14 protein-coding genes are annotated in these 15,464 nt (G+C 65.6%); 5 read left to right on the forward strand and 9 right to left on the reverse strand.

Going from position 1 to position 15,464, the window contains the following annotated elements; all coding sequences use genetic code 11:
* Nucleotides 1–30: 30 nt before the first annotated feature.
* From ACSQ9I_RS31845 to ACSQ9I_RS31870, 6 genes are all read right to left on the reverse strand, one after another.
* Nucleotides 31–1,035 (reverse strand): Bug family tripartite tricarboxylate transporter substrate binding protein, encoded by a 1,005-nt coding sequence (locus ACSQ9I_RS31845; protein WP_436316044.1) that lies wholly within the window; start codon nt 1,033–1,035, stop codon nt 31–33.
* A gap of 68 nt (nt 1,036–1,103) precedes the next feature.
* Complete coding sequence (locus tag ACSQ9I_RS31850; RefSeq protein WP_436316045.1) at nt 1,104–2,372, reverse strand: cytochrome P450; 1,269 nt, start codon at nt 2,370–2,372, stop codon at nt 1,104–1,106.
* A 63-nt stretch (nt 2,373–2,435) separates the two neighbouring features.
* The gene (locus ACSQ9I_RS31855; protein WP_436316047.1) at nt 2,436–3,047 is read right to left on the reverse strand and encodes a hemerythrin domain-containing protein; all 612 of its coding nucleotides are present in this window, start codon (nt 3,045–3,047) and stop codon (nt 2,436–2,438) included.
* A gap of 62 nt (nt 3,048–3,109) precedes the next feature.
* Nucleotides 3,110–3,958, reverse strand: coding sequence for a LuxR C-terminal-related transcriptional regulator (locus ACSQ9I_RS31860; protein WP_436316048.1), 849 nt, complete (start codon nt 3,956–3,958; stop codon nt 3,110–3,112).
* A 279-nt stretch (nt 3,959–4,237) separates the two neighbouring features.
* Nucleotides 4,238–5,059 (reverse strand): IclR family transcriptional regulator, encoded by an 822-nt coding sequence (locus ACSQ9I_RS31865; RefSeq protein WP_436316049.1) that lies wholly within the window; start codon nt 5,057–5,059, stop codon nt 4,238–4,240.
* Nucleotides 5,060–5,160: 101 nt separating this feature from the next.
* The gene (locus ACSQ9I_RS31870; protein ID WP_436316050.1) at nt 5,161–5,589 is read right to left on the reverse strand and encodes an NAD(P)H-dependent oxidoreductase; all 429 of its coding nucleotides are present in this window, start codon (nt 5,587–5,589) and stop codon (nt 5,161–5,163) included.
* Nucleotides 5,590–5,959: 370 nt separating this feature from the next.
* Here ACSQ9I_RS31870 and leuC point away from each other — a divergent pair, with 370 nt between their 5' ends.
* Together leuC and leuD are read left to right on the forward strand one after the other, a co-directional pair.
* A complete protein-coding gene (gene leuC / locus ACSQ9I_RS31875) occupies nt 5,960–7,399 on the forward strand; it encodes a 3-isopropylmalate dehydratase large subunit (RefSeq protein ID WP_436317084.1) in 1,440 nt (479 codons plus the stop codon).
* Nucleotides 7,400–7,410: 11 nt separating this feature from the next.
* A complete protein-coding gene (gene leuD / locus ACSQ9I_RS31880) occupies nt 7,411–8,034 on the forward strand; it encodes a 3-isopropylmalate dehydratase small subunit (protein WP_436316051.1) in 624 nt (207 codons plus the stop codon).
* Between the two features lie 20 nt (nt 8,035–8,054).
* On the opposite strand, the gene ACSQ9I_RS31885 is transcribed toward leuD, so the two are convergent.
* The 3 genes from ACSQ9I_RS31885 to ACSQ9I_RS31895 all read right to left on the reverse strand — a co-directional run bounded on the left by ACSQ9I_RS31885 (nt 8,055) and on the right by ACSQ9I_RS31895 (nt 11,290).
* A complete protein-coding gene (locus ACSQ9I_RS31885; protein ID WP_436316052.1) occupies nt 8,055–8,450 on the reverse strand; it encodes a hypothetical protein in 396 nt (131 codons plus the stop codon).
* Between the two features lie 174 nt (nt 8,451–8,624).
* On the reverse strand, nt 8,625–10,016 hold the full coding sequence (locus ACSQ9I_RS31890) for a four-carbon acid sugar kinase family protein (protein WP_436316053.1): 1,392 nt from the start codon (nt 10,014–10,016) through the stop codon (nt 8,625–8,627).
* Nucleotides 10,013–11,290 carry a ribulose-bisphosphate carboxylase large subunit family protein gene (locus tag ACSQ9I_RS31895; RefSeq protein ID WP_436316054.1) on the reverse strand — a complete coding sequence of 426 codons (1,278 nt, stop codon included), beginning with the start codon at nt 11,288–11,290 and terminating at the stop codon, nt 10,013–10,015. The genes ACSQ9I_RS31890 and ACSQ9I_RS31895 overlap by 4 nt, the downstream gene beginning before the upstream one ends.
* Nucleotides 11,291–11,378: 88 nt before the next feature.
* Here ACSQ9I_RS31895 and ACSQ9I_RS31900 point away from each other — a divergent pair, with 88 nt between their 5' ends.
* Genes ACSQ9I_RS31900 through ACSQ9I_RS31910 form a run of 3 tightly spaced genes read left to right on the forward strand, consistent with a single transcriptional unit; the run spans nt 11,379 to nt 15,330 of the window.
* Entirely contained in the window at nt 11,379–12,560 is a 1,182-nt protein-coding gene (locus ACSQ9I_RS31900) for an alpha/beta hydrolase family protein (protein ID WP_436316055.1), read from the forward strand.
* 26 nt (nt 12,561–12,586) lie between these two features.
* Nucleotides 12,587–13,753 carry an acetyl-CoA acetyltransferase gene (locus tag ACSQ9I_RS31905; protein WP_436316056.1) on the forward strand — a complete coding sequence of 389 codons (1,167 nt, stop codon included), beginning with the start codon at nt 12,587–12,589 and terminating at the stop codon, nt 13,751–13,753.
* Nucleotides 13,754–13,767: 14 nt separating this feature from the next.
* Entirely contained in the window at nt 13,768–15,330 is a 1,563-nt protein-coding gene (locus tag ACSQ9I_RS31910) for an acyl-CoA synthetase (RefSeq protein ID WP_436317085.1), read from the forward strand.
* The last annotated feature ends 134 nt before the right edge of the window (nt 15,331–15,464 follow it).

A 15,464-nucleotide genomic window follows, 5' to 3' on the forward strand; every position in this document is an offset into this window, starting at 1 on the left:
GCCAGCGCAACGGCCTGGCGACGGCCAGGCTCAATCGAGCCGGATGTTCAATTCCCTGATAAGGGGATGCCAGCGGGCGATCTCCTGTTTCACGAATGAGCTGAACTGCTCCGGTGTCGTTGCGAATGGCTCCATGCCAAGGTCGATGAATCTCTTCGAGATCTCGGGGCTGGTGACAACTTCGCGAATGGCGGAACTCAGGCGCGAAACGATGTTCGCTGGCGTCCCGCGTGGCGCGGCAACGCCCACCCAAGGGGAGGCCTCCACACCTTCAACACCGGCTTCTGCAGCCGTGGGGACGTTCGGCAGTTGCGCGATCCGCTTGGGAGCCAAAACCACAAGCGCTTTCAGCTTCCCTCCAAGAATCTGCTGCATCGCGACGATCGAATCGATAGCCCCGATTGGGACCTGGCCGCTGATCACGTCTTGCACGGCCGGACCGGCGCCCTTGTATTGGACCGCCCTGGCTTCGAAGCCGGCGCGCCGCTTGAGCAACTCCATGGACAGCTGGTGGTAGGTGCCGCTACCAGGTGAGGCGTACGCGATGCCGCCTTGCTCGCGCTTGGCCTGGCTGACCAGTCCGCGCAAGTCGGAGAACGGAGCCTCCGGATGCGCGACGATGAGGATCGGCGCACGGATTACCATCGAAACGAGCGCGAAATCCGCCGCAGGGTCATACGGCAGTTTGGAGAACAGTGCACCGTTGAGGGTGAGGGCTCCTCCGTCGGTTCCGAACAAGGTATGGCCGTCGGCAGCTGACTTGGCGACGTGACTCGCGGCGAGGATGCCGCTGGCCCCGGGTCGGTTTTCAACAACCACCGACTGGCCCAGCCGCTGTCCCAAGCCTGGCGCCATGTTTCGCATGACCACATCGACGCCGCCGCCAGCTCCGTAGCCGACAACCACCGTGATCGGCTTCGAAGGGTAGTTCTGGGCCCAGGCCGGCGCGATGACCGATGCCGCAGTGCCGATAGCGAAATGACGTCGGGTGATCTGCATGATCTCTTTCGAATTGAATGCGTGGATGCGTTGCATGCCCGAGCCTCTCCAGCGGTGTTGTCCTTGACGCTTGACTCGGACGCATGGGCCCGTGCCCGTAGGTGCTACCAAGTCACCAGCAGGCGTCGCAGTGCGCGAAATGAAGTGTTGGGTGTGTATGGGAACGACTGCTCGGGCACCAGCGCCAACTCCGGCATGCGGGCAGCGACACGTCTCAGCATCACTTCCATCTCCAAGCGTGCGAGTGGCGCGCCAAGACAGAAGTGGGTACCGGCGCCGAATGCCACCTGTTGCAGGACATTGCGACGGCCGGGAGTGAAAACGTCGGGTTCCGGAAACTGCTGGGGATCGTGATTGGCCGCGGCGAATTCCATCAGGATGCGACTTCCCGCAGGTATCGCGACGCCGTCGAGCACAACATCTTCCTTGGCTTGGCGGCGCCATGCCTGCACGGGCGGATCAATTCGGAGCGACTCCTCAACGACGGGGGCGAGCGGCTGCTCGCCCGCGCAGATTGCCTTCCAAAGCTTGCGGTCAGCCAGCACGGCCTTGAACATGTTGGCTGTGGCGCTGGAAGTCGTCTCGTGGCCCGCGAACAGCAGGTTGAAGGCGGTGGCGCCGATCTCGTGCATCGTCACCTCGCTGTCTTCCTTATGGGCACGCAGCAGGTCGCTGATGTAGTCGTCCTGAGGTGCCTCCGCCTTCTTGCGCACGAGGTCGAGGGCGTAGCGATAGTAGGCGACAGCGCCGGTGGAGAGCTCTACCTGTTCGGCCTCCGTGGGCCGCCCCCACGTCATCACCACGCGGCTAGAAGCCCATTCCTTGACGCGCGCCACATCCTCGGCAGGCACCCCCAGCAACTGGAACAGTACCAGCGCGGGTACATCCCAGGTGAGGCCGGCCACCAGGTCGGCGGGTTGTGAGCCGGCCAGCATGCGGTCGATGTAGGAATCAACGGTGCTTTCCGTGAACGGCTTGAGCGACTGCAGCCGCTCACGCGTCAGCGGGGCCCCAAAGAACGCCCGATATTTTGTGTGGGATGGCGGATCGTTGTTGACCAGCATCGGCGGCACGTCGAACCCTGACTCGGTGATGATGTTCCGTGCATGCGGACACAGGGGCGTCAGCGGATCGGATGCGATCAAGGCGGAGAACCGTTGCGTGTCGCGCAAGATGGACTTCACAGTTTCGAAACGCGTGACCACCCAAGAGCCGATCTCAGGCGAGAAGAACACGGGTTCGCTCTCCCGCAGTTCGTTCAGGATCGGGTAGGGATCGCGGACGTAGTCTGGATCGAAGGGGTTGAAACGTTCGCTCGCCGGTGTGATCGGACCTTGCGCTTGCGAGGATGCGTCGGTGGATAGGGGCCGCATGGAATCTCCTTGGGCCGGCTTCATGCCGGTATGGGTGAAGCCTAGTTCCCATCGACGGTGCGGTCAGTCCCCCTCGGGCGGGACGATGGTCACGAGGGCGTGTTCGCGCTGTCTTACGCGTCCAGGGGACGGATTGCCGACGATGCGTTGCAGCAGCGCCTGATGGCCTGCCAGCGTTGACGCCGGGAGCATCCTGCGCTGGCGCGCGAATGCCGATTCCAGGTCGAGCCAGTCAGCTTTGGACAAATAGTCCTGCGCGACCGGCAGGACGTAGTTCTCCTCGACCTCAATGTGGCCGAGATAGCCGTCCACGTAGGCGTGCAGCAGAAGTTCAAAAGTCTCGCGCCGCCCCTCTCCCATGACTTGCCAGGCGGTCAGGGCGCGTTCCAAGCCCTGGACGGTGACTTCGCCTCGAGCATGTTCCGCCTCCAGGCGATCCAGAACCGGCCGCAGTGGCGGACAACGTTCGCGGATCTTGCGGAACAAAAACTGCTCTTCGAGTGCGTGGTGCTGCCGCGCGGGAATCTCGTCCATGTAGAACAGCATCGAGCGCAGGAACTCGAAATCCGGCGTGGCGTCGCCCATGCGGGGTCTTGCGGCGGCGCGCAGGGTATGAAGCACGGAGGCCAGCGCCGCGTGTTCTTCCAGGATGATCTTGAGGGCGGGGTACTGCATGGTTGGCCTTGCCATTGGCACCCCACCGCGCGCGCAGGTCAGCCCCCCTGGAGGGGGGCAGGTCAGTGCAAGGCGCCGGCAGCGGCGAGGTCAAAACGGTGCCCGCGCCACTCGCTCCAGTGCGCCAGGTACCACGTGAGCAGTTCGCGTTCGCTGCCGATCGCAAGACGGTGATAGGCGCGCTTGCGATAGGTCTTCACCGTCTCTTCACTGACCGACAAGTCCAGCGCGATGCCCACGGAGGACATGCCATACAGGATGCGCGCGGCGACCTCGGCCTCGCGCCTGGGCAGCGCTTTCGTTGCATCGATGCAGTGCTCGATTTCATCGAGCGCCGTGAGCGCTTGCGCCACGTTGGGGCGCGTGCGCCGGATGTCTGCATGCTTGGCCAGCACGGCCATGAGGAGTTCGGCGGAGTGAGCAACCTGCTCGATCGCCTCGTCGGCAAACGGGGCATTTGGGTCCGCGCGCACGATGCTCAGGCCGAAGTCCGCGTTCGTGGTGCGGCCACAGAGCAGCAAGCGGTCGCGGACGTTGGGAAATACGCTGGGACGCAGCGCGGCGTAGCCGTCCGCGCTGAAGTCCACATGGATGATGCTGGGGCGGACTGCGTGCACGCAGCGCTGTGCTTCAGCCATCGCCGGGTCGCGCTTCCACCAGCCTTGGTTGACATAGGTTTCGACACGGTCCCGCGCCGTCCGCTCCGGTTCGACGCAGCAGGCTGCGACTTCGCGCAGTTCGTCCTGCTGCAGCCGGAATGCCGCGAAGTGATCAGCGCCGCAGAGTTCGTTCAAGAAGCGGGCAAGCGCGGGGCCGAATCCGTCTTCACCGATGGTGTCCACCAGAGTGGCGAGGGCGGCGTCGTGTACGGACATACAGGCCATGTCCTGGCGAACGGTCACGATGGTCATCGCTTGTCTCCTGAAAGGCTCAGCGGCGAGTCGCCAGTGTATTCGCAAAGGTCGCTGGCGTTCTCGAGAGAGTAATCATATTACTCTCAACGTAATCTCGGCTCTATGGGGAATACCCTCGGCCGGTCGGCTCAGTTGTTCGCTGTCGTGACGAGCAGGCGGTGGGGCTTGGGGGGGTGCCCTGCGAATGCGCACACGCCCTGACGATTCGCGGCCCTCGGGTGGAATCTTGGCTGAGCTGAAGCGATGCCCACAAGGCCTGTGGACACTGCGCTTCTTTCAGGAGGCGCCCATGCGCCGGGAGACCTGCCTTGCCTTCGTTCGTAATGCCTGTGCGATGGGCCCCTCGAGTTCAACGTCAATGACCCCCGCCGGCCCCATCACGGTGATCACCCCCGCAATGCCACCAGCATGGTCGAACACAGGCGCGGACAGGCCGTGCAGGCCAGGGTTGAGGTCTCCGCGCACCTGTGCCAAACCATGCTCCCGCACATGCTGGAAGAGAGCTTCCATCTGTTCCTTCGTGAGGCGCGGAATCGTGGACGGGCTGGCGCCCGGATGGCGTTCGCCGGCCAGCTCCCTGCGCAAGAAGGGCTCCGTGATGCTGCGCGGCATGTACGCTCCGAACACCCGGCCGGTCGAAGACGACAGGAGCGGCATGACGGAGCCGGGACGACCGCTGACGATCAAGGCGTCGCTGCTCTCCTCGACGCGGACGAAGGTCGGGCCGGCGGCGCCCCAGATCGCGAGGCCGGCGGTGTAGCCCACCTCGTCGCGCAACTCCCCGAGAGCCTGCGCACCGACGTTCACCACATGCAAGTGTCGGATCGCCGCGAGACCCAGACGTACTGCAAGCGGCCCGAGACGGTAGCCGCCGGAAGCAGGGTCGCGCTCCGCCAGGCCGCCGCGGCAGAAGCTCACCAGGTAGCGATGTGCCTGTGGGGGCGGCATCTCGGCGCGCTCCGCCACGGTCTTGAGCATGAGCGGGGGGCCCATTTCCACCAAGGCGGAGAGCACTCGCAGCGCAGTATCGACCGCCTGCACACCGCCGCTTTCGACATCGGCGTCGCGGTCGGCCACACGTTCGTGCTCGCCTTTCATCCCCTGGGCTCCTGTACTTCCATGCCTCGAAGGAAAGGAGCCTAACATGCTGTTCATGGTGTTCGCCGTTGGCGCCAGCAGTCGCCTTCAATCGAATCGGCTTAGCCCCACCCCGCTGCAAGCAAGCCGGCAAACTTCGCTACTCGAGCGCCCTGGTATCGCGCCGCGGCGAGTTTCTCGGCAGGCATCGGCTGCTCGCGGGGATCGCTGTAGCTGACCCCGTAAGGATTGCTGCCCGCTGCGTACAGCAGCTTGTCCGTGCATCCCACCGGAACGATGATCGAGCCCACAGTGATAGAAGGCGTTGTGCAGCGCGAGCAGGTAGTTTCCTGGCCGCCATGCATGTTGCCGGCGCCGGTGAACGCGGTCGCGGCCTTGTCCTGCAGCTTTCCCTCGGACCACAGTGGGCCGAGGGTGTCCATGAACTGCTTCAACTGCATCGACGGGAGCCCGACTCGCGTCGGTGTTCCCAGCACGAAGCCATCGGCCCACTCGAGGTCGGGGCGCGTTGCTTCCGGCACGTCCTTCACCGCTTCCAGGTGCGCGCCCCAAGCGGGTTTGGCCGCGATGGCCTAGAGGCCTGCGAGTTCGCGCCGCATGCGCAGGCGCGTCTGCGCACCAGCCTCGCGCGCGCCCTGCTCCACGGCTTAGGCATGACCCAGGTGTTGCCGGTGCTGCTGTAACAGACGATGGTGATGTTTGGCACTTTGGTTCTTCGTTTGACACGCGCGAGGCAAGCGAAGCCACGTGCTGGAGCATGCATCCTCCTCGTCGGCCGTCCTCGCGTCTGTCCCCGCCAGGGGGACTCTCTTTCGGACGCGCGGCGGGAACAATGAGATGCTGTTCCCGCGCGACCTCGTCTTGCGCGATCGTGGTGTCACCTGCCTGGGTCTCGATCCAATGCCAACTGCCTCATCCCCTCCGCTCACTCTTTTCGAAAAGCTCTGGAACCGGCACCTGGTCGACGAGACGCCTGACGGCGAGGCGCTGCTGTATGTGGATCGCCACCTCGTGTACGAGGTAACGAGTCCGCAGGCTTTCGAAGGATTGCGCCTCGCGGGCCGCCAACCGTGGCGACCGTCCACCGTGCTCGCCACGGCCGATCACAACGTGCCCACGACCCGTGCCGAGCGCGCGAGTATTGACAGCATTCCCGACGCCTTGTCGCGCATGCAAGTACGCCAGCTGGGCGTGAATTGCCGGGACTTCGGCATCACCGAGTTCGGCCTCGGCGACCGGCGCCACGGCATCATCCATGTGGTGGGGCCGGAACAAGGCGCGACGCTGCCGGGGATGACGGTGGTGGCCGGCGATTCGCACACCAGCACCCACGGGGCCTTCGGGGCTCTGGCGTTCGGCGTCGGCACCTCCGATGTGGAGCACGTGCTGGCGACACAGTGCCTGTCCATGCGGCCGATGAAGCGCATGCACGTCCAGGTCACAGGCACATTGCCATGCGGCGTCACGGCCAAGGACCTCGTGCTGCACTTCATCGGCTTGGTGGGCACCGGCGGAGCCACCGGCCATGCGATCGAGTTTGCCGGAAGCACCATCGAGGCCCTCTCGATCGAGGCCCGAATGACGCTGTGCAACATGGCCATCGAGGCTGGCGCGAGGGTGGGACTCGTGGCCGTCGATGACAAGACCATCGAGTACCTGCGAGGTCGGCCTTACGCGCCCGTCGGTGATCTTTGGGATGCCGCAGTCGCTGACTGGCGCACACTCGTCAGCGACGCAGGCGCCACCTTCGATCAAACGGTCGCCATTGACGCCGCGACCATCCCGCAGATGGCCACATGGGGGACTTCCCCGGAGATGGTCGTGCCCCTCGGGGGATGCGTACCGGATCCCGCAAGCGAGCCTGACGCTATCCGGCGAAATGGCATGGAGCGCGCCATCACTTACATGGGCTTGGAGCCTGGCCAGTCTCTTGCCGACCTGCAGATCGACAGGGTCTTCATCGGATCCTGCACGAACGCACGCATCGAGGACCTGCGAGCTGCGGCCTCAGTGCTGCGCGGCAGGTCTGTCGCGGCGACCGTGAAGCAGGCACTGGCGGTCCCGGGCTCCGGCCTAGTGAAGGCCCAGGCGGAAGCAGAGGGCCTCGATCGCATATTCATCGAGGCGGGTTTCGAATGGCGTGAGCCGGGGTGCTCGATGTGCCTCGGCATGAACGAGGACCGCCTGGCTCCCGGCGAGCGTTGCGCCTCCACATCAAATCGCAACTTCGAAGGCCGCCAAGGCGCAGGCGGAAGGACACACCTGGTGAGTCCGGCCAGTGCTGCGGCCGCGGCGATCACGGGACGCTTGCGTGCACTGGACCAAGGGGAACTGCAGTAATGGAAGCCTTTATGACGATGCGCTCCGTGATCGTCCCCATCGATCGCGCCAACGTGGACACTGACGCCATATTGCCGAAGCAGTTCATGAAGTCGATCCGGCGGACGGGATTCGGTGCGAACCTGTTTGACGAGTGGCGTTACCTGGATCCGGGTGCACCTGGCAAGGAGGCATCCTTGCGCGAGCCTGATCCCGGCTTCTCTCTGAACCAGCCTCGCTACTCGGGCGCGCAGATCCTGCTCGCGCGAGAGAATTTCGGCTGTGGCTCCAGCCGGGAACATGCCGTCTGGGCTCTGCGGGACTTCGGCATTCGGGTGCTGATCGGGCCCAGCTTCGCGGACATCTTCCACGGCAATTGCCTGAAGAATGGCCTTCTTCCCATCGTGCTGTCGGCACGGGACGTGGACGCCCTGTTCGCCGGCGTTGAACGCCGACCAGGGTTCAGCGCCACGGTGGATCTCCAGGCGCAGGTGGTACTGCCGGACGGCGGCAATGCCATGGACTTCAGCATCGACGCAGACCGGAAAAAGCGCTTGCTCGAAGGACTGGACGACATCGCCGTCACCTTGCAGCGCGCGGACAGGATCCGCGACTTCGAAGCCAAGCGCAGGCGAACCGAGCCCTGGCTTTTCTAATCGTGCATCCCTGGGCGGTTTCAGCTGCCCACCAGCTGCAGCAGGACCTCGTTCAGGCGCCGCCCTGGGGCGATGCCAAGACTGCGGGCGATTTCGTTCACGTGCGAGATCACGCCATGCTCCCAGGTGTCCTGCGCGTCGCCGATGCGGGCGCTGGTGTGCGACACCGTGCCGCCGGCCACGCCCCGCTCCTGCAGCATGGCGAGTGCGGCGATGCCGGCACAGTCCTTGCCCACCCCTGCGTCGTTGAAGAAGGCCGCCGTCAGCGGCACCTCCAGCGCGAACTCTCCCGAGCTGGCGCCGCCGTGGGAGGCGGACACCACGTAGGTGCCGGAGTCCTGCGGCGTCACCTTGGTGATCGAGTCCATGATGATCACGTGCCCGCGCGGTCCGCCGGCGACTTCCTTCTTCAGCATTGCTTTACTCCTGGGGTTTGTTGGTCGTGCTCGTGCCGGCCAGCAGAACCAGCCGCAAGATTGGCGAGCATCTGCAGGGTCCCTTGCCTCGCCAGCATCTGCAGCATGGCGATCACGTTGAAGGCGTGTCCTAGTTTCATGTGGTCGCCTCACACGCAGGGTGTCGCGCGGGATTCATGTCCGGCCCAGCCGTGCGGTATCGAAGAAGTCGGCATCGCCCATTTGTCCGCCCTTCAGGGCCACCTCCAGGTTGTCCAGCCAAGGCTGGGCGGAGACCAGGCGGCACAACGGCGCACCGGGCGTCAGGCGTGCTGCAATCAGCAGCGCACCGGGAGCGAGCGTCTTCACGATCTGGCTGGAGGAGGTGTCGCCCCCGGACAGTAGCAAGCGCTCCAGCGGCTCCTCGCGCAGGATTTGCTGAGTCGCCAGGCCGAGCCGGCGCCCGAGCCGGCGGCCTGCTTCGTGGCGCGCCTGCTCGTGCTCCAGGCCTTGTGCGTGCATGGCAGCTACGGCCGATTTGATGCGGTCGTCGCGTGGCCCGCGCGCGGTATGAAGAATCACGCTCCTGCCCAGTCGAAGCTGCCGCAGCGCGTCGCTGACCAACTCGCGCAGCGCCGACTCCCATCGGTGCTCGTCCAGCAGGGCGGCGGCGTGGACCGCGAGCTCGGCAAAGCCCGCTTTCACCGCAATGTCGATTTGCTGCGCGCTCAGAGGCGACGCGCTGGCGGAAACGGCCAGGACGCGCTCGACCCGCCGAAAACGCTCGAAGTCGGAGGAGGGGGCGCCGATTTCCTGCGACGCACGCCACCACTGGCTCAATGCGTATTCGACACCGGAGGGACCCACCACGAACAGCGGCGGTGATGTGGCGGCCTGCAGCGCCAGCAGGCGGCCGACCTCGGTCAGGTGCGCCGCGGTGAGGCTGTCGAACAACACCGCCTCGGCACCGCGCGAAACCAGCGTCTGAAGGTGGGCGGCGGAGGTCTCGGGTCCATCGTCGAGCTGTGTGAAAGGCAGGCTGGCGATTTTCAGCGGCGCCTGGGCGCCCAGGTGCAGCCGCAGGTCGCTCTCGACCATCGGCGTCACCGGGTGCACGCGCATGATCGGGTGGCGGTCGATGCGGTGCACCTGGTCGTCGGTGGCCGAGCGGGCGAACAGGTGCCCGAACGCGCAGTAGCGGCGCAGCGATGGCGTGCCGCCCACCACGGGAATGGTGCCCCGCCCGAAGCTCTGGCGCGCCAGCAGCATGGCGCGGCCGATGCTGCCGATCTCCGGAGAGCTGTCGAAGGTGGAGCAGACCTTGTAGTGGACGATGGGCGCGCCGCTTGCGGCCAGAGCATCGAACACCGGCGGCAGCGCATCGTCCATTTCGCGCGGCGTCATGGCACGGCTGTCGCCGGCGATGCCGAAGGCGTCCAGCGGCCCGGCTTGCGCGAGTGCCTGGGCCGACGGCGGTGCGAGGAACAGTGCGGTTCGCAGCCCGGCAAACGCCAGCACCTCCAGCGCGTCGGTGGATCCGGTGAAGTCGTCGCCGTAGAACGCCAGCTTGAGCATCGCGGCGCTCACGCGAGGCTCCCGAACTTCTCGATCGCGGCTGCAAGTGAAGGGCGCTCGGCCGCGTATTCCGCCAGGGGTACTCCGGCGGTAGCTGCTTCCCAGGCCTCGCGCATGCTGGCCACGCCTGCTGCGACCCCGCCCGGGTGGCTGACGATGCCGCCGCCAGCCAGGTGCATCAGGTCCGTGCTGCCCAAGGCGGCGTAGAGGCCGGGCGCATGACCAGCCCACTGGCCCGAGGAAAACACGGGCATGACCGGCGCGAGCCTGGCAAAGGGTGCGAGGCAGGCGTGTGCTGCCTGGACGACGTCTGCGTCGGGTTCCGAAAACTTGCTGCGCATTCCACCCACGTGCAACTGGTCGACACCAGCCAGGCGCCACAGCTTCTGGTAGGCAGGGAAAGCCATGCCCAGAGCCGGGTGCCGCGACAGCGCGCCCCAGCCATTGCGGTGGCCATGGAGCGTGAGTTCGCAGCTCTCGCGGAGGTGCTGCAACGCGGAGAAACCGACCCAGTTGATGCTGACCATCACGCAGGTGCCACCCGCGCGCAGCACCTGGTCATGGCGCCGGCGCATCTCGTCCACCGTACCGGATATGTTGATGGCGTACATCGGCATGCGGCCCAGGCGTTCCGCGTGGCGGTGCAACACGGGCATCACTGCAGCCAGTCGCTCGTCGAATGGCGCGTGCACAGGGTCGGCAGTGAGCTCGTCGTCCTTGACGAAGTCGATGCCGCCGGCCAGCAGCGAGTCCACGAGCGCTGCGGTTTGCTGCGCACTCAGGCCGATGCTGGGCTTGATGATCGTTCCGATGACCGGTCGACCGTACACACCCGTCCGGGCACGGGTGCCGGCCACGCCAAACTGCGGGCCGGGGAAGCGCTCTGCGTACGATGGCGGCAGGTCGACATCAAGCAGGCGCACACCCGTGAGCTCACCCAGTTCGTATAAGTTGCCTGCCACGGTTGCGAGCAGCGTCGGCAGGTTGGCGCCGACGTTGTCCACCGGAAAAGCGATCTCGACTTCGCCGCGGTGGTACGGACCTGCATGGCCGCGCCGGTTCACCAGCGCACTGTTCAGCGACGGTTGCAATGCGGCTTCCTGGGGCGTGATTCGCAGGACCCTCGCGCGCGCGCGCTCCTTCAGCTCGTCGGTCTCTCCCGGCAGCGCTAGGAAGGTGCCGGAGGACTGCTCGCCAGCGATGATCTCCGCCGCCTTTTGCAGCGGCTCCGGACTCTCGATGAAGTAGCGGGCGATGAATTCAGAGCGGTTCGGGGCTTGCGGCATCGTGGCATGACTGTCCAGCCGGGTGCGCACGGTGTCTGTCCCCTCGTGGGGGACTGCAGGGTCGCCGGCTCGCCCCTAGAGTGAGCCCATGACTCAAGCCTTCGACATCCAGACCGAGTGGGTGCACCTCCAGTACGAGGAGCGCGCCACCTTCACCGAAACCTATGGTTTCGCCGGCAACCAGGGGGCGGTGAACCTGGAAGGGATCCGCTTCCGGCCGCAGGGACACGCCTCGGAGACGCTCATGGTGTTCATGCACCCGGCGTCCACACTGCAGTTGCTGCCGGTGCCTCGTGCCATGGCGGCAACGGGCGCGCACGTGCTGTGTGCGGGCAGCCGGTACCAGCGCAACGACGCGGCCCTGATCATGGAAAAGGTGCTGCTGGACCTGGGCGCCTATATCCGTCACGCGAAGGAAGTGTGGGGCTATAAGTACGTGGTCCTCGTTGGCTGGAGCGGCGGCGGCGCGCTCGCCGTGAGCTATCAGGCGGAAGCCGAGAACCCCAGCGTGATGCACACGCCCGCCGGCGACCCTGTCAATGTGAAGGATGCAGGCCTCATTCCGGCGGACGCCGTCATCTACCAGGCCGCGCACTTGTCACGCGCGCATCTGCTGGCGGAGGCGATCGATCCCTCCGTTCGCGACGAAGCGAATCCGGACGATCGCGACCTCGAACTCGACATCTATGACCCGCGCAATCCAAACCAGCCGCCGTACTCGCAGGAGTTCATGGCGCGCTACCGCGCCGCGCAGCTTGCGCGGATGCGGCGCATCACGTCGTGGGCGAAGGCCAAGCTGCAGGAACTGAAGGAACGCAACACCGGCGAGATGGAGCGGCCGTTCATCGTCCACCGCACGTTGGCCGATCCGCGGTTTCTCGATCCTTCGCTCGACCCGAACGACCGCAAGCCGCGCTGGTGCTACATGGGCAATCCCGAGACGGTGAACACGGGACCCGTGGGGCTGGCGCGTTTCACCACCTTGCGCTCCTGGCTTTCGCAATGGTCGCTCGACGACTCCTGCGGCAACGGACTCGAGAATGCCAGGCGCATGCGGGCGCCGCTGCTGGTGATCGAGAACAGCGCGGATGACGCCGTACCCCAGACGCATCCGACCATGCTGTTCGACGCCGCCGCATCTGCTGACAAGACGTTCCGCATCGTCAAGGGCGCGACCCACTACTACGCCGGGCAGCCCGAGCTGCTGAAAGAGGCCACTGCGCTGATCCGAGACTGGCTCGTCCGGCGCAAGCTGCTGGAAGCCACCTGATTCCCCACCTACCACCGAGGACCACCATGAGCAACGCATACATCGTCGGCTGGGGCCACACGCCTTTCGGCAAACTCGACAAGCTGGACCTGGAGCAAATGATCCGCGACGCGGTGCAGCCCGCCCTGGACAGTGCGGGCCTGGAGCCCAAGGACATCGACGGCATCTTCCTTGGGCACTTCAACGCCGGCTTCGTCGGCCAGGACTTCACGGCGTCCCTGCCGGCGGTGGCCATGCCCGAGTTCCGCCACACGCCCGCAGTGCGGTCCGAGAACGCCTGCGCCACCGGCTCCGCCGCGATCTGGGCTGCACTCGACGCGATGGCAGCGGGGCGCATGAAGCGCACGCTGGTGATTGGCATGGAGAAGATGAACGAGCTCACCACGCCGCAGGTGGCGGCCACGTTGATCAAGTGCTCCTACGTGAAGGAAGAAGGCACGGATCCTGCCGGCTTCGCAGGGATCTTCGGCGGCATCGCCAGCAAGTACTTCGAGCGCTTCGGCGACCAGTCCGATGCGCTGGCGGCGATCTCGGCCAAGAACCACAGCAATGGCATGCACAACCCGTATGCGCACATGCGGCGCGACTTCGGGTTCGACTTCTGCCGCACACCGTCGGAGAAGAACCCGTTCGTGTCGGGTCCTCTAAAGCGCTCGGATTGCTCGCTCGTCTCCGATGGCGCCGCTGCGCTGGTGCTGTCGACCGAGCCGCTGCGCGGTGCCAAGGTCGCGCCCGTCCGCTGGCGCTCGCGCACGCACGTCAACGATTTTCTGCCGATGTCGCGGCGGGATCCGACGCGCTTCGAAGGCGCGGCGCTGGCCTGGCAGAAGGGATTTGCTTCCGCGCAAGCCGGCCTGGGAGACCTGTCGTTCGTCGAGACGCACGACTGCTTCACCATCGCGGAGATGCTGGAGTACGAAGCGATGGGCCTCGCGCCGCACGGGCAGGGTGCACGCGTCATCCTGGATGGCATCACGCGCAAAGACGGCAAGCTGCCGGTCAACCCGTCGGGCGGGCTCAAGTCCAAGGGGCATCCCATCGGCGCCACCGGCGTCTCGCAGCACGTCATGGCGGCGATGCAGCTGTCGGGTACGGCGGGAGGCATGCAGGTGCCCAATGCGAGCGTGGGCGCCGTGTTCAACATGGGCGGCTCCGCTGTCGCCAGCTACCTGAGCATCCTGGAGTCCGCGTGAACGCTGCACAGGTGATGAATCTCGGGCAGCTGCTCACGCAGACCGCCCGCCTGTTTCCCGACCGGCCCGCATTGATCCGGGGGGAACGGACCTGGACCTGGGCCGAAGTCGAGCAGCGCGTGGCCGCGATGGCGGACGCTCTGCGCGCACTTGGCCTTCGCAAGGGTGATCGCATCCTGGTCCAGTCGCGCAACAACGTGCAGTTGTTCGAGAGCTGCTGGGTGTCGTTCCGCCTCGGTTGCGTCTGGGTGCCGACGAATTTCCGGCTCACGCCGCCCGAGGTCGCCTACCTGGGTGCCTCCAGCGGCGCGACGGCGATGATCGCGGAGGACGTGTTCGCCGGCCACGTCGACGCGGTGCGCGCAGAAGCCACTGCGCTGCAACATGTCATCACCATCGGCGAACCGCGGACCGGCGAGCACGGCTACGAAGAACTCGTTCGCAATCACCTGGGGGCGGAAGGCGCACACGAAACGGTCGCGTACGACGATCCGCTCTGGTTCTTCTACACCTCCGGTACGACCGGCCGCCCGAAGGCCGGCGTGCTCACGCATGGCCAGATGGCTTTCGTGGTGACGAACCACCTCGCCGACCTCATCCCCGGAACGAACGAGCGCGATTGCTCCATCGTGGTGGCGCCGCTGTCGCATGGCGCGGGCATCCACGCCTTGCTGAACGTAGCTCGTGGGGCAGCGGCCGTGCTGTTGCCCGGCGAGAAGCTGGACCCGGAGATGTTCTGGCAAGCGGTGCAGAGGCATCGCGTGACCAACGTGTTCACGGTACCGACCATCGTCAAGATGCTCGTAGAGCATCCCGCGGTAGACCGGTATGACCACTCCAGCCTGCGGTACTTGATCTACGCGGGAGCGCCGATGTACCGCGCGGATCAGAAGCTCGCCGTGCAGAAACTGGGCAAGGTGCTGGTGCAGTATTTCGGGCTGGGCGAGGTCACTGGCAACATCACCGTGCTGACGCCCGACATGCATTCGGCCGATGATGACGATCCGAACGCGAACATCGGCTCGTGCGGCCGGCCTCGCACTGGGATGGAAGTGGCCATTCTCGACGCCGAGCTCAGGCCGGTGCCAATGGGTGAAGTGGGGGAGATCTGCGTGCGTGGACCCGCGGTGTTCTCCGGTTATCACGACAATCCCGATGCCACCGCGAAGGCGCTTCGCGGCGGATGGTTCCACACCGGCGACCTGGGAAAGCTCGACGAACGCGGCTTGCTGTGCATCACCGGCCGCGAATCCGACATGTACATCTCGGGAGGCTCGAACGTCTATCCGCGTGAAGTGGAAGAGGTGTTGCTGACGCATCCCGCCGTGGCGGAAGTTGCGGTCCTTGGCGTGCCGGACCTGAAATGGGGCGAAGTCGGTGTTGCGGTGGTGGTCCGGCGTGAAGGCGCGCGGCTCGATTGCGACGCGCTCCTGGCGCATCTCGAAAGCCGTTGTGCGCGCTATCGGTGGCCGCGCCATGTGTTCTTCTGGGACACCCTGCCGAAGTCGGGCTACGGGAAGATCGTCAAGAAGGACATTCGGCAGCTGCTCTTCGAGCGCGGAGATCTGCGGGCGTGAGCGCGCCACGGCGTGTCAGCCTGATCGGCTGGATGCTATCGAACGTACTGAACGAATCTGCATCGCCTGCTGGAGGCACGCTGGACCGCCGCGTTCACTTCTACCAAGGGCTGGGCGTCGGATTGAGCCTTGCG

Origin of the sequence: Variovorax sp. LjRoot84 (assembly GCF_964254305.1) — a bacterium.
Lineage (GTDB): Bacteria > Pseudomonadota > Gammaproteobacteria > Burkholderiales > Burkholderiaceae_C > Variovorax.

Coding starts and splice junctions, on each gene's coding strand:
- ACSQ9I_RS31845 (WP_436316044.1), bottom strand. CDS start 1,035: ATGCAACGCATCCACGCATTCAATTCGAAAGAGATCATGCAGATCACC.
- ACSQ9I_RS31850 (WP_436316045.1), bottom strand. CDS start 2,372: ATGCGGCCCCTATCCACCGACGCATCCTCGCAAGCGCAAGGTCCGATC.
- ACSQ9I_RS31855 (WP_436316047.1), bottom strand. CDS start 3,047: ATGCAGTACCCCGCCCTCAAGATCATCCTGGAAGAACACGCGGCGCTG.
- ACSQ9I_RS31860 (WP_436316048.1), bottom strand. CDS start 3,958: ATGACCATCGTGACCGTTCGCCAGGACATGGCCTGTATGTCCGTACAC.
- ACSQ9I_RS31865 (WP_436316049.1), bottom strand. CDS start 5,059: ATGAAAGGCGAGCACGAACGTGTGGCCGACCGCGACGCCGATGTCGAA.
- leuC (WP_436317084.1), top strand. CDS start 5,960: ATGCCAACTGCCTCATCCCCTCCGCTCACTCTTTTCGAAAAGCTCTGG.
- leuD (WP_436316051.1), top strand. CDS start 7,411: ATGACGATGCGCTCCGTGATCGTCCCCATCGATCGCGCCAACGTGGAC.
- ACSQ9I_RS31885 (WP_436316052.1), bottom strand. CDS start 8,450: ATGCTGAAGAAGGAAGTCGCCGGCGGACCGCGCGGGCACGTGATCATC.
- ACSQ9I_RS31895 (WP_436316054.1), bottom strand. CDS start 11,290: ATGCCGCAAGCCCCGAACCGCTCTGAATTCATCGCCCGCTACTTCATC.
- ACSQ9I_RS31900 (WP_436316055.1), top strand. CDS start 11,379: ATGACTCAAGCCTTCGACATCCAGACCGAGTGGGTGCACCTCCAGTAC.
- ACSQ9I_RS31905 (WP_436316056.1), top strand. CDS start 12,587: ATGAGCAACGCATACATCGTCGGCTGGGGCCACACGCCTTTCGGCAAA.
- ACSQ9I_RS31910 (WP_436317085.1), top strand. CDS start 13,768: ATGAATCTCGGGCAGCTGCTCACGCAGACCGCCCGCCTGTTTCCCGAC.